Here is a 14,729-nt window from a genome sequence, read left to right on the forward strand (position 1 = left end):
CCGCCGCCGACCCGAACTCCCTGGTCACCCCGGGGAGGACGGGTCGGCCGGGGCGGGACGGCGGGCGCGGCGGGCGTGGAGGCGGTGCAGGAGGTCGGTGCCGCCCCGGCCGAAGTGGTCGTGCAGGGTGCGGTAGTCGGCGTACAGGTCGTCGTAGGCGTCGGCGCGGGCCGGGTCCGGGTGGACCGTCTCGCGGTGGGCCGCGCCCATGGCGGCCGAGGCGCGCTCCACGTCCGGATACACGCCGGCGGCGACCGCCGCGTGGATCGCCGCGCCCAGCGCGGCCGGGTGCGCGGCGGCCAGCACGTGCAGCGGGCGGCGCAGCACGTCGGCGTAGACGCGCAGCAGCAACCGGTTCGCGGTGAGACCACCGGCCACGGTCAGCTCGTCCACGGCCAGCCCGGCGGACCCGAACGCCTCGAGCACGGTGCGGGCGCCGAACGCGGTCGCCTCCAGCAACGCCCGCCAGATGTCCTCCGGCCGGGTGGCCAGCGTGAGCCCGACCAGCACGCCGCTCAGCTCGTGGTCCATCAGCACCGAACGGTTGCCACTGTGCCAGTCCAGCGCCAGCAGCCCGTGCCCGCCGACCGGCTGGTCGGCGGCGAGCGCGTCCAGCAGGTCCTGCGGCGACAGGCCGCGCCGGGCGGCCTCCTCGGCGTACGCGGCGGGCAGCCCGCGCTCGACGTACCAGGCGAAGATGTCGCCGACCCCGCTCTGCCCGGCCTCGTAGCCCCAGTGGCCGGCGGTCACCCCGTCCGCGACCACCCCGCAGACGCCGGGCACCTCGTGGCGACGCTCCGCGTTCAGGATCAGGCAGGTGCTGGTGCCGAGCACGGCGAGCATCCGGCCCGGCGCGACCGTCCGGGCCGCCGCCGCGGTCACGTGCGCGTCGATGGCCCCGGCCGCGACCGGGACGCCGGCGGGCAGGCCGGTCCAGCCGGCCGCCTCCTCGGTCAGCAGGCCCGCGCGGGCGGCCGGCGGCAGCAGCGGGCCGTGGTCCAGCTTCGCCAGCAGGCCGGGCAGCTCCGGGTGCAGCGCGGCGAGGAAGCCGGCGTCCGGGTCGCGGCCGTCCTGCCGCAGCCCCTTGAACCCGGCGGCGGAGGCGTTGCGGGTGGCTCGCCCGCACAGCCGCCGGACCAGCCAGTCCGCCGTCTCCACCCAGTGTTCGGCCCGGTGGAACACGGCCGGGTCCTCCTCCAGCATCTCCAGCGCCTTGGCCAGCTGCCACTCGGCGGACACCCGGCCGCCGTAGCGGGACAGCCAGCCCTCGCCGCGCGCCTCGGCCAGGGCGGTGATCCGCTCGGCCTGCCGCTGGGCGGCGTGGTGCTTCCAGAGCTTCGGCCAGGCGTGCGGCCGGTCCCGCAGGTCGGGCAGCTCGGCCAGCGGGGTGCCGTCGGCCAGGGTGGGCAGCACCGTGCACGAGGTGGCGTCCACCCCGATGCCGACCACCTCGGCCGGGTCGATCCCGGCGGCGCGGACGGCGGCGGGCACGGCGGTCCGCAGCACCTCGACGTGGTCCGCCGGGTCCTGCAGCGCCCAGCCGGGCGGCAGCGCCGGCCCGCCGGGGAGCCGCTCGGTCAGCACCCCGTGCCGGTAGGCGTGCACCGCGCCGCCCCGCTCGGCGCCGTCGACCACGTCGACCACCACGGCCCGCCCGGAGAGCGTGCCCAGGTCCACCCCGACCACGTAGCGACCCACCGCTGCTCCCTCCCCTGCCGGCGGGGAGACGCTATCGGGTCAGCGCAGCGGGCGCTTGAGGTGGTAGCGGTGCACCTCGGTGCTGCCCTGGACGTTGTTCACGTCCTCGGCGGCGGAGACCAGCTCCCAGCCCTCGCGGCCGACCCGGTTGAGGTGGGCGATCGCGGTGTCGCCGTACGCGGTCACGTCGGAGCGCGAGCCGTCCGGGCCGTACCAGACGAACGTGACGTGGAAATTGCGGCCCTGCCCCTGATAGCGGCGGACCAGCAACGCGTACTCCCAGGCAACCATCCGTCCATTATCAACGGAGCGCGCCGCGCCGGGGAACACGGGTGGTGCCGGAACGGCGACAGTGCGCCGTCACGCCGGCGCGCCCACGCCGGCCGTCACGTCGCCGACCAGCGCGGCGAGCCGGTCCAGGCCCAGGTCGATCTGCGCCGGCGTGACCGCGCTCACCGACAGGCGCAGCGCGCGCACCGGCGTGCCGGCGTCGTAGAAGTGCGCCATCGGCGTCCAGAGCACGCCGTACTCGCGGGCCGAGCGGTGCAGCAGCGCGTCGTCCACCGGGAACGGCACGGTGACCACCACGAAGAAGCCGCCGGCCGGCACGCTCCAGCGCACCGGCCCGCCGGCCGGGAAGCGCCGCGCCAGTCCGTCGACCAGGTGACCCAGATTGCGGGCGTACGCGGCCCGCTCCCGCACGTTCGCGGCCACCAGCGAGCAGTCGTGCGCCAGCAGCGCGCCCCCGATCACCGCCTGGCTGATCGGCGAGGTGTTCACCGTGACCATGCTCTTGATCTTCGCGAGCTGGTCGGCGAGCGGGCCGACCGTGCCGTCGGAGCCGCCCACCCGCTGGTCGGCGACCACGTAGCCGACCCGCGCGCCGGGCAGCACGGTCTTGGCGAACGAGCCGAGGTAGACCACCCGCCGCGCGGTGTCCAACGCCTTGAGCGTCGGCCGCCGGTCCGTGCCGGCCGCCGGGAACAGGCCGTACGGGTTGTCCTCGATCAGCAGCAGGTCCTCCGCGGCGGCCAGGTCCAGCAGCCGGCGGCGGTGCGCGGCGTCCATGCTGACCCCGGACGGGTTGGCGAAGTCCGGCATCACGTAGCAGGCCCGGGGCCGCAGCCCCTCGGCCCGGGCCCGGCGCACCCCGGCGCGCAGGTCGGCCAGGTCCACCCCGTCCGGCCCACCGGCCACCGGGCGCACCGGCAGGTCGACCAGGCGGGCCGCGCCGGTGAGCCCGACGTACGTGGGCGCGACCGCGAACAGCACGTCGGCCGGGTCGGCCCGCAGCGCGCGCAGCACCAGGAACATCGCCTCCTGGCAGCCGACCGTCACCACGATCGTGTCCGGGTCGACGGTCATCCGCTCGTCCACGGCGAGGTGCCGGGCGACCAGGTGGTGCACGATCCCCTTGGTCCGCCCGTACTGCAACAGCGTCCGGTCGACCTGCGCCCGGTCCAGCCCGAGGTCGTCGGCGAGGTGCCGGCGGAACCGGTCCAGGTACGCGTGCAGCAGCGCCGAGTCGAAGAACTCCTCGTAGGGCCGGCCGGCGGCCAGCGACACCGCCTCCGGGTAGTGCTGCGCCACCTCGTTGAGGAAGTTCATCGAGTTCAGCGCGGGGTCGTCGACGCTGCCGTGCAGCGCCGTGACGGCCAGGTCCACCGGCTCCACGTCAGCCTCCGATCCGGGTGCGCAGCCGCCGGGCCGCGGCCGGGTCCGGGCAGCCGCTGAGGATGAGGGCGTCGCGCAGCTCGGCCGCGAGCAGCGCCAGGGCGGCCTCGGCGCCGGCCCGGCCGCCGGCCGCGAGCGCCCACAGCAGCGGCCGTCCGACCAGCACGCCGGTCGCGCCGAGGGCGAGCGCCCGCAGCACGTCGGTGCCGCTGCGGATGCCGCTGTCCAGCAGCACCGCGCACCGCTCCCCCACCGCGTCGACGACCTCCGGCAGCACGGCGGCCGTGGCCGGGGCGGCGTCGAGCTGCCGGCCGCCGTGGTTGGAGACCACCACCGCGTCCACGCCGGCGTCCGCCGCGCGGACCGCGTCGCGCGCGTCCAGGATGCCCTTGACCAGCAACGGCACCGGGGTACGCGCCCGCAGCCAGGCCAGGTCGGCCCAGCTCAGCGCCGGGGCGAAGACCGCGCCGGTGTGCGCCTTCACCGCGGACACGCCGGGGGTGCCCTGGTGGGCCAGGTCGTCCCGGTCGCCGGGCAGGTTGGCGGCGGTGACGTGCGGCGGCAGCGCGAAGCCGTTGCGGGCGTCGCGCAGCCGGCGGCCGAGCACCGGCACGTCCACGGTCACCATCAGCGCCGCGCAGCCGGCGGCCGCCGCCCGGTCCAGCAGGTCGGCGACCAGACCCCGGTCACGCAGCCAGTAGAGCTGGAACCAGACCGTCGCGCCGGTGGCGGCGATCTCCTCGATCGGCGTGCTGGACAGCGTGCTGGCCACGTAGGGCACGCCCGCCGCGCCGGCCGCCGCCGCGAGCGCCGGCTCGCCGTCCGGGTGCAACAACCGCTGGTACGCCATCGGCGCGACCGCCACCGGCAGCGCGGCCCGGCCGCCCGGCAGCGCCGCCTCGGTGGACGGGTCGTCCACACCGGCCAGCATCCGGGGCAGCACCGCCACCCGGTCCAGCGCGGCCCGGTTCGCGGCCAGCGCGGTCTCGGTGCCGCTGCCGCCGTCGACGAAGTCCCACACGTCGGCCGGCAGCGCCGCCCGTGCCGGCGCGGCGAAGTCGGCCAGGCTGACCGGCGGCACGAACCCCGGCGCCGGGTCGGCCACCCGGGGCGCCCCGCCGGTCGCCGCGCCGGGCGCCTCAGCCATGGACGCCCACCCCCGCCGCGCTCCCGGCCGAGGTCCCGCCCGCCGGCGGAGCGGCCGGGTCGAGGCCGAACCGCTCGCGCAGGAACGCGGCGGTCCGTTCCTGGGCCTCGCGACCGGCGTCGAACACGCCCGGCATGGCGAAGAAGCCGTGCACCATACCCGGGTAGTCGGCCGTCTCGGTGGGTACGCCGGCCTCCCGCAGCCGCTCGGCGTACCGCCGGCCCTCGACGCGCAGCGGGTCGTGCCCGGCCGTGACGACCAGCGCCGGGGGCAGGCCGGACAGGTTCTCGGCGAGCAGCGGCGAGGCGAGCGGGTGGGCGGCGTCGCCGGGGTCGGCGAGGTAGTGGTCCCGGTACCACCGCACCGAGTGCCGGTTGAACAGCAGCGGGTCCTCGTCGTCGGTCGGGCGCGCGCCCGGGCGTTGGTCGGTGTTCGGGTAGACCAGCACCTGGGCGGCGAGCCGGGGACCGCCGTCGGCGCGGGCCAGCAGCGTCACCGCGGCGGCCAGGTTGCCGCCGGCGCTGTCACCGCCCACGGCCAGCCGGTCCGGGTCGACGCGGAACTCGTCGGCCCGCGCGGCGACGTGGCGCAACCCGGCGTGGCAGTCCTCCACCGCGGCCGGAAACGGGTGCTCCGGGGCCAGCCGGTAGCCGACGGTCACGGTCTGGCAGCCGGCCAGGTTGACCAGGCGGCGGCAGATCCCGTCGGCGGTGTCCACGCTGCCGAGCGTCCAGCCACCGCCGAAGAACCAGACCAGCGTGGGCAGCGGGCCGTCGCCGGGCGGCCGGTGGATCCGCACCGGCAGCGGCCCGCCCGGGCCGGGCACCTGCGTGTCGCGTACCTCGGCGACCGGCTCGACCGCGCCGGAGCCGGCGCGGATCGCGGCGAGGTCGGCGGCACGGGCGTCGGCGAGGGTCTGGGTGTAGAGCGGCGCGGTGCCGGTGGCGGCGCGCGCGGCCCGCCACGCGAGGACCTGCGGGTCGAGCGTCATCCGGCCTCCCCGGTGGTGACGAAGAGCTTGTCGATGCCGCGCAGGAAGAGACTCCCGCTGTAGGTGTAGGGCTGGGTGACGGCGAGGCGGGGGAAGCGGGCGAACAGCCGGGGCAGCGCGATCCGTCCCTCCAGCCGGGACACCGCCGAGCCGAGGCAGAAGTGCAGCCCGACGCCGAACGCCAGCGACGGCGGCCCGGCGCGGCGCGGGTCGAAGCGGTCCGGGTCGGGGAACCGGGCCGGGTCCCGGTTGGCGGCGGCGATCAGCAGCAGCACGTTGTCGTCGCGCGCGACCGGGACGCCGTCCACGTCGGCGTCGGCGGGCGCGGAGCGGGCCAGGAAGTGCACCGGACTCTCCATCCGCAGCACCTCGTCCACGCAGCCGCGGGCCAGCGCGTCGTCGCCGGGCAGCGCGGCGGTCACCTCGGGGTGGTCCAGCAGCAGCGGAAGCCCGTTGCTGAACATGTAGACGGTGGTGACGAAGCTGGCGTTGAACAGCACGATCAGGTTGCTGATCAGCTCGTCCTCGGTGAGGTCGACATCGCCCGCGTCGAGCACCTCGACCAGCCCGCTGATCAGGTCGGCGGCGGGTGAGCGGCGCCGGTGGGCGATCAGGTCCCGGTAGTAGACCCGCAGTTCCTCGGCGGCCTGGTTGGCCCGGGCCAGCCGCTCCGGCGTCTTGCCGGAGACGTCCATGTACTCGTCGATCCAGTCGACCCGCTGCCGGTACCAGGCCAGGTCCGCCGCCGGCAGGCCGACGAACTCGGCCATCACCAGGGCCGGGACCGGGTACGCGAAGTCGGCGACGAAGTCCACCTCCGCGCCGTGCGCGCCGGCCTCGGCCATCCGGTCCAGCCGCTCCTCCACGATCCGCACCACCACCGGTTCCAGCGCGCCGAGCCGGCGCGGCGTGAAGGTCCGCGCGAAGACGGCCCGCATCCGGGTGTGGTCGGGCGGGTTGACGAACATCATCGAGGTGAGGAAGGTGCGCAGGATCTCCTGCTCCTCCCAGCCCGGCGGGAAGCCCTTGTACCAGCCGGGATCGCGCAGGATCCGGTCCACCACGTCGTAGCCGCCGGCGACGGCGGTCACGGTGCTGTGCTCGGCCCGGACGGGAATGTGGTTGATCGGCCCGTGCGCGTGCAGGGCCGCGTAGAAGGGATAGGGGTTCTGCCGGCCCTGTTCGCTGTACAGGCCGGTGAGAATCTCGCTGACGTCCACGGCGGTCGTTCCTCCCCAGGAATGGCGGCGGGGGCGGCCGCCGTGCCGACGCCGCCCCCGCCCGGTGTCACAGCCCGAGCAACCGCAACGGGACGGCGTTCGCCATCGCCCGCGCGCCCGCGTCGTTCGGGTGGATGTGGTCCCCGGCGTCGTACGCCGGCAGCAGCCGGCTCGGCCGCGTCGGGTCCCGCAGCACGGCGTCGAAGTCGAGCACGCCGTCGAACTCGGCCCGCCCGGCGCCGCGCAACCAGGTGTTGACCGCGTTGCGGGTGGCGTCCTTCTCCTCGGTCCACACCCCCGGCCCGCCGTTGCCCTCGTACGGCGTGATCGTGCCGACCAGGCTGGTCAGACCGCGGGCCTTGACCTGCTGGTTGAGCTGCCGCAGCGAGGCGATGATCGCCTCCGCGCTGTCGCCGCTCATCCAGATGTCGTTGATGCCCAGGTGGGTGATGACGGTGCGCGCCCCGGTCTGCGGGAACACGTCCTCGTTGAGCCGGGCCAACGCGTTCGGGCCCAGCTCGTAGTAGCCGGGGAAGCCGCCCGCGCCGGGCTCGGTGCCCTCGTGGTTGAGCCGGTTGCCGGCCAGGCTGAGGTTGAGCACACCCGGGGTGCGGACCTCCGGGCGGGCGTCGATCAGGCGCTCGGCGAGCAGGTCCGGCCACCGCTGGTCGGCGTTGACCGTGCTGCCGTTGCCGTCGCCGATGGAGTCGCCGAGCACCACCACCGAGCCCGGGCTGGCCCGGCGCTCGACGTCGATGCCGGAGAGGAACATCCAGCAGCAGTTGGGCTTGATGGTGAATCCGGCGCCGCCGGCGGTCGTGGTCAGGTCCGTCGCGCCGATGAAGTTGGTGACCCGGGACTGGCCGTGGAACGTGACCGGGCCGGTGAGCACCGGGAAGTACAGGGTGACCACCAGGTCCTCCTGCTCGGCCACCGGATAGGGCAGCGGGTCGCTGAGCAGTTCCGCGCCCTTGTTGATGGTCGCCGACGTGCCGCCGGAGAACCGCAGCTCGCGGACGCTGGCCGGGTCGACGTCGGACAGGTCGTCGGTGGTGGCGGTGTTCGGCCGGGCGATCGTCGCGTGGCCCACCTTCACCGCCTGCTCGCCGTAGAGGTTGGTGAGCCGGACCCGCAGCCGGGGACCACCCACCGTGGTCTGCACGGTCATCCGGATGCTCTGGTCGTTCAGCCCGGTGTTGGTCAGGCCCACGGTGTTCCCGCGGGTCACCGCCGCGGCCCAGCTCCCGGCCCACTCCGCGCGCCCGTGCCCGGCGCGGTCGGTGTCGGTGGGTCCGGCGCTCGCGGTGACCGCCGGGGTGCCGGCGAGCAGCAGCGTTGCGGCGGAAGCTATGACGTGCCATCTCTTCGGGGTCGGCATCGATCCTCCATGGTCGGCAGCCCCGGGCGTGGCGCGGTCGGCGCCACGCCCGGTCGATGGACGGGAAACTAGCCGTCTGCGATGACGAGCGTCAATCAACCTGATCGACCTGATCAAATGCCCGGGGGGCGCGAGCCGACGCCGATCGGCTCTGTCCGCGGTGGACCGTCGCTGCCTAGGCTCGGAACCGGCGGCGGTGCGGTCGCCGACCCTGGCACCTGCCGTCGTATCCCGACTCCGACCTGCTCGGATGCCGTTCGCGGACCACGATGGGGGCTGCCATGACCGACCGCCCGAACTACGTGCACGAGGCGCTGGACCTGTTCGCCGGATTCGGTGACCGGGAGGCGCTGGTCGCGGGCGACCGCCGGCTGACCTACAGCCAGGTCGCCGCCGAGGTACGAGGGCTGGCCGCCGCGCTGCGCCGGCACGGCGTCCGGCCGGGCGCGGCGGTGCTGGTAATGCTCGGCAACACGCTCGAGGGGCCGCTGCTGCAACTCGCGCTGCACCTGCTCGGCTGCCGCAGCATGTGGATCGCCCCGGTCACCTCCCGCCGCGAGATCGACGAGTTCGTCGCGCTGGCCGAACCGGAGGTCTTCGTGCACGACCCGCGCGACCCGCTGGGCGGGCAGCTCGCCGCGGGCCTGGCCGGCGTACCGGTGCTCTGCCTCGGGCCGGGCGGCGCCGGGCCGGACCTGACCGCCGGCGGCGCGGAGCCGGCGGCGCCACCGGCCGACGGGCCCGCGCCGGAGTCGTTCCTGCAGACCAGCGGCACCACCGGCACCCCGAAGCTGGTGCACCACCGGGAGAGCTTCTACCGGCAGGTGCTCGCGCTGGCCGCCGACTTCCGGGGCGCCGGGTTCCCGCTGCTGCGGCACCTGTCACATTCGCCGATGTGGCTGGCCAGCGGCCAGATCACCACGTTGTTCAACCTGTTCACCGGTGGGGTGCTGTTCCTGCGCGAGCGGTGGGACCCGGCCGCGTTCGTCGCCACCGTGGACGCCGAGCGGCTCACCTCCACGTTCGTCACCCCGCCGATGCTCTACGAGGTGCTCGACCACCCCGACCTGCCGGGCGCCGACTTCTCCGCGATGTTCATGTTCAACGTGGGCGCCGGGCCGGCCGCGCCGGCCCGGTTGCGTCAGGCGATCGCCCGGTTCGGCCCGTGCCTGCGGATCGTCTACGGGCTCAGCGAGGCCGTGGTCATCTGCGCGCTGCCGGGGCTCACCGAGGACCCGGAGCATCCGGAGCGGCTGCGGTCCTGTGGCCGGCCGTACGGGGACGTGACGGTGCAGATCCGTGACGCCGACGGGCGGGTGCTGCCGGCCGACGTCGACGGCGAGGTGTGGGTGCGCACGAAGCTCAGCTTCGCCGGCTACCACGGTCAGCCCGAGCTGACCGCCGAATCGCTGGTCGACGGCTGGGTGCGCACCCGCGACATCGGCCACCTCGACGGCGACGGGTTCCTCTACCTGGTGGACCGGCTCCAGGACCGGATCCTCACCCGGCAGCGCAGCTGGCCGATCTACTCACGCCCGATCGAGGACGTCCTCGCCGGCCACCCCGAGGTCCGCGCCGCGGCGGTGATCGGCGTGCCGGACCCGGTGGCCGGGGAACTGCCCCACGCGTACGTGGTGCCCGCGCCGGACGCGACCGTCACCGGCGACGAGCTGATCGCGCTGGTGAGCCGGGAACTGAGCGAGACGTGGGCGCCGGGCGCGGTGGAGTTCGTCGACGCGCTGCCGCTGAACCGCTCCGCGAAGGTCGACAAACAGGCGTTGCGGGCCCGGTACGCCGCCGCGCACCCGGCCGACACCGACTCGGTGGGGACCTCGGCGTGAACCCGCGCCGGGAGTTGTACACCCTGGTCGGCGCCGACCTGCTGTCCAACCTCGGCACCCGGATCTCGGTGGTCGCCATCCCCTGGTTGGTGCTGGAGACCACCGGCAGCCCGACCCGGATGGGCCTGGTCGCGGCCGCGGAGACACTGCCGTACATGCTCTCCAGCGCGCTGGCCACCCCGTGGGCGGACCGGTTCGGGGTACGCCGCACCTCGGTCGTCGTGGACGCCGCGAGCGCCGCCGCGATGGCGGTGGTGGCGTTGGCGCCCTGGCTGGGTTTCGGCACGCTGCTGGTGCTGGTGGCCGTCGCGGGCGGGCTGCGCGGCATCGGTGACCGGGTCAAGCACGTGCTGTTCAAGCCGGCCGCGGAGCGGGCCGGCGTGCCGCTGATCCGGCTCACCTCCGCCTACGACGGGCTGGCCCGGGGCATGACGCTGTTCGGCGCGGTGCTGGGTGGTCTGCTCATCGACTGGGTGGGGCTGACCCGGGCGATCTGGATCGACGCGGCCACGTTCGCGGTGTGCGCGCTGCTGATCGGGCTGCTGGTCCGGCCGCCGGCGCCGGCGCACCCGGCGCCCCGGGAGCGTTACCTGCGGGCGCTGCGCGGCGGCTTCGCGTACCTGCGCACCGACCGGACGCTGCTGACCATGCTGATCGTGGTGTCGGCGTCCAACATGTTCGCCAACGCCAGCGTCGCGGTGTGGATTCCGCTCTGGGTGAGCGAGGTGCTCGGCGACCCGGCCGGGTTCGGACTGCTGCTGGGTGTGTTCTCCGCCGGCGCGCTGCTGGGCAACCTGCTGTTCACCGTGCTCGGCACGCGGTTGCCCGGGCAGGCCGTGTTCGCGCTGGGGCTGGCGCTCAGCGGCACGCCCCGGCTGCTCGCCCTGGCGCTCAGCGACGACCTGGTCGTGGTGCTGGTGGTCACGTTCCTGTCCGGCATCGGGATCGCGGCGGTGAACCCACTGCTCGGCGCGGCGCTCTACCAGCGGGTGCCGGAGGCGTTGCAGACCCGGGTGCTGGGCATCTCCGGCTCGGTGGCCTTCCTGGGCCTGCCGGTCGGCGCGTTGCTCGGCGGCTGGTCGGTGGCGGCGCTCGGGCTGCACCGGGCGCTGCTGGTGATGGCGGTGGCCTGCCTGGTGCTCACCGTGGTGCCGCTGCTGTTCACCCGCTCGTCGACCGACCGCCAGGCGGCGGAGCCGGTCGCGGCCACGCCGGCCTGAGCGGCGGTGTCGGCGGGTGGGCGTAGGGTCGGCCCATGGCGAGCTGGGACGACGTCCGGCGGGTCGCGCTGGCCCTGCCCGAGACCACCGAGCGCGGGTCCTACGACGACCTGCCGGCCTGGCGGGTGCGCGACAAGATGTTCGCCTGGGAACGGCCGCTGCGCCGCGCCGACCTCGACACGCTCGGCGACGCCGCCCCCGACGGGCCGATCCTCGCCGCCCGGGTGCCCGACCTGGGCGCCAAGGAGGCGCTGCTCGCCGACGACCGGCGGTCTACTTCACCGTGCCCCACCTCGACGGCTACCCGGCGGTGCTGGTGCGGCTCGACCGGATCGGGGCGGCCGAGCTGACCGAGTTGCTCACCGAGGCGTGGTATGCCCGCGCCCCGAATCGGCTCGCCGCCGCGCACCGGGCCGGCGCCTGACGGTCTTCCTCCGGCGCGTCGGCTCGGCTAGCCTGCCGGGCATGCCATCGACGCTGACCGAAGCGACGGACCCGTGGTGCCTGCGCCCCGGTGAGGCCGGCGAGCTGGTGCGCGGTCATCCGTGGCACCGGTTCGTGGTGCTGGGCGACAGCGTCGCGGAAGGGCTCTGCGAGCCGGTCGACGGCTATCCGGACGTCCAGTGGGCCGACCGGATCGCGGCCGAGCTACGCGCGGTGCGGCCCGACCTGGCCTACCTGAACCTGGGTCGGCGTGGGCTGCGCGCGCACGAGGTGCGGGCCACCCAACTGGCCGACGCGCTGGCCTTCGGCCCGGACCTGGCGCTGGTGGTGTGCGGCGGCAACGACGCGTTCCGACCCGGGTACGACCCGGACGCGGTCGACGCCGAACTGTCCGCGATGGTCACCGCGTTGCGCGACGCGGGGGCGGACGTGATCACGGTGGGCATGTTCGACGTGTCCCACAGCCCGGCCGTGCCGGACGCGGTGCGGGCCGGCCTGGGCGAGCGGATGCGCCGACTGTCCCGGCACACCGGGGCGGTGGCGCGGCGCCTCGGCACGTTGCACGTGCACCTGACCGACCACCCGCTGGTCGCGGACCCGTCGCTCTACAGCGGCGACGGCCGGCACGGCAGCGCCCGCAGCGACGCGATCGCGACCGCCGAGACCCTGCGCGTCCTCGCCACCCGCGACACCTCCCGGCCACCCGCCGGCGACGATCTCCGGCACGGACCGACCCCCGCCACATAGCCGCGCACACCGGACCGGTCCGACGCCGTCCGTGGCGCGGCTCTGCGCGCCGGTCGGATCCGGACGTGAGCGGCTCAGGCGTGCGGCTCGCGGCGCGCGGCTCAGGCGTGCGGCTCGCGGCGCGCGGCTCAGGCGTGCGGCTCGCGGCGCGCGGCTCAGGCGTGCGGCTCGCGGCGCGCGGCTCAGGCGTGCGGCTCGCGGCGTGCGGCTCAGGCGTGCGGCTCGGGCCGGCCGGCGACTCCGGCACGGGCCGGTTCCCGCGAGCACACGCGCCGGGCCCGACCGGGCTGGACGACTCCCGGAGCCTGTGGCGGAGACCGATCCCCTGCGAGTGCCTCTCGAGCTGATATCACCAACGACTCACCGACGCCGTCGCCGGGATCCGACCGTCGCCGGCACGCTCTGAGTCGTTTCTGATATCAGCTCGAAAGGCAGTCGGAAACGCATCGCGCTGCCCGACGCGAACGCCACCACGGAGACCGGTCATGACCAGGCGCGGTCGGGCACACCAGGAGGCGCACCCGGAAAGACAGTCGAAGACGCATCGCGCCGCCCGACCCGAACACCACCACGGAGACCGGTCACGACCAGGCGCGGTCGGGCACACCAGGAACCGCACCCGGAAAGACAGTCGAAGACGCATCGCGCCGCCCGATGCGAGCGCCACCACCGAGACCGGCCACGACCCAGGCACGGTCGGGAACGTCGGGATCCGCCCGTCGGTGGTCGGGAGGGCACCTCAGGGCCGGTCGGCGGCCAGGAGGCCGGTGAGCAGCGCGCGCAGCGTGCGGGCGAACAGGTCGTCCCCGGGCGGCGGGGCCGGCGAGGGTGCGGCGAACGCCGCCGCCAGGTGCGGGTAGTCCGCCAGGTCGACGTGGTCGAACGTCACCGTGCCGGTGGCCGCCGCGCTGCGGGCGAAGAGCGAGACCACGCCGGTGACCATGGTGATCGCCTCGAACTTCGTGGCGACGCCGGCCGGGACCGGCGCCAGGATGCGCAGACAGCCGCCGGCGGGGTCAGTCGGTGAGGAGGACGCCGCTCATGAGGACGCCCCGGGCCAGGTTGAGCACGCCCTCGCAGCCGGGATAGCCGACCCGGGCCAGCGCGCCGGAGCCGGTGCGCCCGAACAGGTACGGCGCCAGGCTCCAGGGCACCTCGGCGGTGACCGTCTCCCCGGTCTCGATCTGCACGAAGTCCATCGCCACCCGGTCCGCCTCGTGATAGCGCTGGAGGATGTTGCCGCCCGCGTCGATCGCGGCGCGCACCCCGTCCTCCCAGGCCACCGCGCTCATCTCCCGGCCGATCAGCACCCCGTGCCCGGCCGAGCCGCCGGCCGGCTTGGCGACCAGGTCGGCCTGCCCGGCCAGCGCCCGGTCGAGCTGGTCGGCGGTGAGCGCGACGGTGTGCGGCACGTACCGGCGGATCAGCGCCCGGTCGGGCTCCGGCAGCAGGTCGAGGTCGGCCCAGAGCCAGGCGTAGTTGAGCTTGTTGCTGAGCAGCCAGGCCGCGCTGCTGACGAACATCGGCAGCGTCCCGGCGGCCAGCGCGCCGGCCACCGCGTCCAGGCCGGCGCTGGGCGTGACCCGGTTCGGCACGAACAACCGGAACAGCGCGTCCACCGGCGCGCCGCCGACGACGAGGCGACTCTCCCCGTCGAGCGTGGCGGTGGCGAGCGGGGCGATGACCAGGTCGATGCCGAAAGGCCGGGCCTGGTCGACCAGCGGCGAGAGGATCCGGATGAACGTCTCCGGGTCGTCCAGCCCGGGATAGTCCGCCTCGAAGTCCATCAGCAGCGCCACCCGGGCGCCCTCGGGCAGGCCGAGCGTGTCCCGGATCGCCACGAACCGCTGGTCCAGCAGGGACGGCGCGGGCCGCAGGCCGCGGAGCACGTCGCGCGAGCGGTACAGCTCCGCGTAGCGCTGGATCACCGTGTCGGCGTCGAAGCCGCCACCGAGGCTGCTGTCGATGTTGTACTCCACGATGCACGGCACGCCGCCGGAGAAGAGCACGTCCGGGCGGTACGCGGCGAGCAGCCCGTCGTGCAGCGTCTCGTCCGGGTCGAGCAGGCGGGTCTCCCCCTCCGGCACGTCGAGTAGCCGGCGCAACTCACCGGCGGTGCCGGCGCGGCGCCGGCACGCCTCCAGGATGAGCTGGGCGATCCGGTCGCAGACCTCGTTCAGCTCACCGAACGCGTCCGCGGTGAGCACCGGCGGGCGGGCCAGCCGCCACTGCCTGTTGTAGGTGGCCCGGCCGTGGAAGATCTTCTCCCACGTCTCGGCGCCGGCCGCCACCATCGCCGCGCGGGTGGACTCGGGCAGGTCGGTCCACGCCTGGCCGAGCGGCGGCCACGGGTAGTTCGGATCCATGGT

At 75.1% G+C, this 14,729-nt stretch carries 13 protein-coding genes; 4 read left to right on the plus strand and 9 right to left on the minus strand.

What is annotated here, in order from left to right; all coding sequences use genetic code 11:
* Nucleotides 1-24 precede the first annotated feature (24 nt).
* The 7 genes from araB to O7600_RS05380 form a co-directional block, all read right to left on the minus strand.
* Entirely contained in the window at nucleotides 25-1,698 is a 1,674-nt protein-coding gene (araB, locus tag O7600_RS05350) for a ribulokinase (protein ID WP_281592572.1), read from the minus strand.
* Nucleotides 1,699-1,737: 39 nt separating this feature from the next.
* Nucleotides 1,738-1,989 (minus strand): hypothetical protein, encoded by a 252-nt coding sequence (locus O7600_RS05355; protein ID WP_091574162.1) that lies wholly within the window; start codon nucleotides 1,987-1,989, stop codon nucleotides 1,738-1,740.
* 69 nt (nucleotides 1,990-2,058) lie between these two features.
* Nucleotides 2,059-3,372 carry a PLP-dependent aminotransferase family protein gene (locus O7600_RS05360; RefSeq protein ID WP_281592573.1) on the minus strand — a complete coding sequence of 438 codons (1,314 nt, stop codon included), beginning with the start codon at nucleotides 3,370-3,372 and terminating at the stop codon, nucleotides 2,059-2,061.
* A 1-nt stretch (nucleotide 3,373) separates the two neighbouring features.
* Entirely contained in the window at nucleotides 3,374-4,519 is a 1,146-nt protein-coding gene (locus O7600_RS05365; RefSeq protein ID WP_281592574.1) for an alpha-hydroxy acid oxidase, read from the minus strand.
* Entirely contained in the window at nucleotides 4,512-5,510 is a 999-nt protein-coding gene (locus O7600_RS05370) for an alpha/beta hydrolase (protein ID WP_281592575.1), read from the minus strand. The genes O7600_RS05365 and O7600_RS05370 overlap by 8 nt, the downstream gene beginning before the upstream one ends.
* Nucleotides 5,507-6,730, minus strand: coding sequence for a cytochrome P450 (locus tag O7600_RS05375; protein WP_281592576.1), 1,224 nt, complete (start codon nucleotides 6,728-6,730; stop codon nucleotides 5,507-5,509). Before O7600_RS05375 ends, O7600_RS05370 begins: the two co-directional genes overlap by 4 nt.
* A 67-nt stretch (nucleotides 6,731-6,797) precedes the next feature.
* Nucleotides 6,798-8,081 (minus strand): SGNH/GDSL hydrolase family protein, encoded by a 1,284-nt coding sequence (locus O7600_RS05380; RefSeq protein WP_281594074.1) that lies wholly within the window; start codon nucleotides 8,079-8,081, stop codon nucleotides 6,798-6,800.
* Nucleotides 8,082-8,389: 308 nt separating this feature from the next.
* On the opposite strand from O7600_RS05380, the gene O7600_RS05385 reads away from it, so the two are divergent.
* From O7600_RS05385 to O7600_RS05400, 4 genes are all read left to right on the plus strand, one after another.
* Nucleotides 8,390-9,949, plus strand: a complete 1,560-nt coding sequence (locus O7600_RS05385) for an AMP-binding protein (RefSeq protein ID WP_281592577.1) — start codon at nucleotides 8,390-8,392, stop codon at nucleotides 9,947-9,949.
* Entirely contained in the window at nucleotides 9,946-11,169 is a 1,224-nt protein-coding gene (locus O7600_RS05390; RefSeq protein WP_281592578.1) for an MFS transporter, read from the plus strand. Before O7600_RS05385 ends, O7600_RS05390 begins: the two co-directional genes overlap by 4 nt.
* Before the next feature lie 35 nt (nucleotides 11,170-11,204).
* The gene (locus tag O7600_RS05395; protein ID WP_281592579.1) at nucleotides 11,205-11,519 is read left to right on the plus strand and encodes a hypothetical protein; all 315 of its coding nucleotides are present in this window, start codon (nucleotides 11,205-11,207) and stop codon (nucleotides 11,517-11,519) included.
* A 115-nt stretch (nucleotides 11,520-11,634) separates the two neighbouring features.
* Complete coding sequence (locus O7600_RS05400; RefSeq protein WP_281592580.1) at nucleotides 11,635-12,360, plus strand: SGNH/GDSL hydrolase family protein; 726 nt, start codon at nucleotides 11,635-11,637, stop codon at nucleotides 12,358-12,360.
* Nucleotides 12,361-13,099: 739 nt separating this feature from the next.
* On the opposite strand, the gene O7600_RS05405 is transcribed toward O7600_RS05400, so the two are convergent.
* Both O7600_RS05405 and O7600_RS05410 read right to left on the minus strand, forming a co-directional pair.
* Nucleotides 13,100-13,303, minus strand: coding sequence for a hypothetical protein (locus O7600_RS05405; protein WP_281592581.1), 204 nt, complete (start codon nucleotides 13,301-13,303; stop codon nucleotides 13,100-13,102).
* Nucleotides 13,304-13,376: 73 nt separating this feature from the next.
* On the minus strand, nucleotides 13,377-14,726 hold the full coding sequence (locus tag O7600_RS05410) for a hypothetical protein (RefSeq protein ID WP_281592582.1): 1,350 nt from the start codon (nucleotides 14,724-14,726) through the stop codon (nucleotides 13,377-13,379).
* Nucleotides 14,727-14,729: the final 3 nt, after the last annotated feature.

Source organism: Micromonospora sp. WMMA1998, assembly GCF_027497375.1.
Taxonomy (GTDB): domain Bacteria; phylum Actinomycetota; class Actinomycetes; order Mycobacteriales; family Micromonosporaceae; genus Micromonospora; species Micromonospora sediminicola.

Coding starts and splice junctions, on each gene's coding strand:
- O7600_RS05405 (WP_281592581.1), bottom strand. CDS start 13,303: ATGGTCACCGGCGTGGTCTCGCTCTTCGCCCGCAGCGCGGCGGCCACC.
- O7600_RS05385 (WP_281592577.1), top strand. CDS start 8,390: ATGACCGACCGCCCGAACTACGTGCACGAGGCGCTGGACCTGTTCGCC.
- O7600_RS05410 (WP_281592582.1), bottom strand. CDS start 14,726: ATGGATCCGAACTACCCGTGGCCGCCGCTCGGCCAGGCGTGGACCGAC.
- O7600_RS05355 (WP_091574162.1), bottom strand. CDS start 1,989: ATGGTTGCCTGGGAGTACGCGTTGCTGGTCCGCCGCTATCAGGGGCAG.
- O7600_RS05370 (WP_281592575.1), bottom strand. CDS start 5,510: ATGACGCTCGACCCGCAGGTCCTCGCGTGGCGGGCCGCGCGCGCCGCC.
- O7600_RS05395 (WP_281592579.1), top strand. CDS start 11,205: ATGGCGAGCTGGGACGACGTCCGGCGGGTCGCGCTGGCCCTGCCCGAG.
- O7600_RS05365 (WP_281592574.1), bottom strand. CDS start 4,519: ATGGCTGAGGCGCCCGGCGCGGCGACCGGCGGGGCGCCCCGGGTGGCC.
- O7600_RS05400 (WP_281592580.1), top strand. CDS start 11,635: ATGCCATCGACGCTGACCGAAGCGACGGACCCGTGGTGCCTGCGCCCC.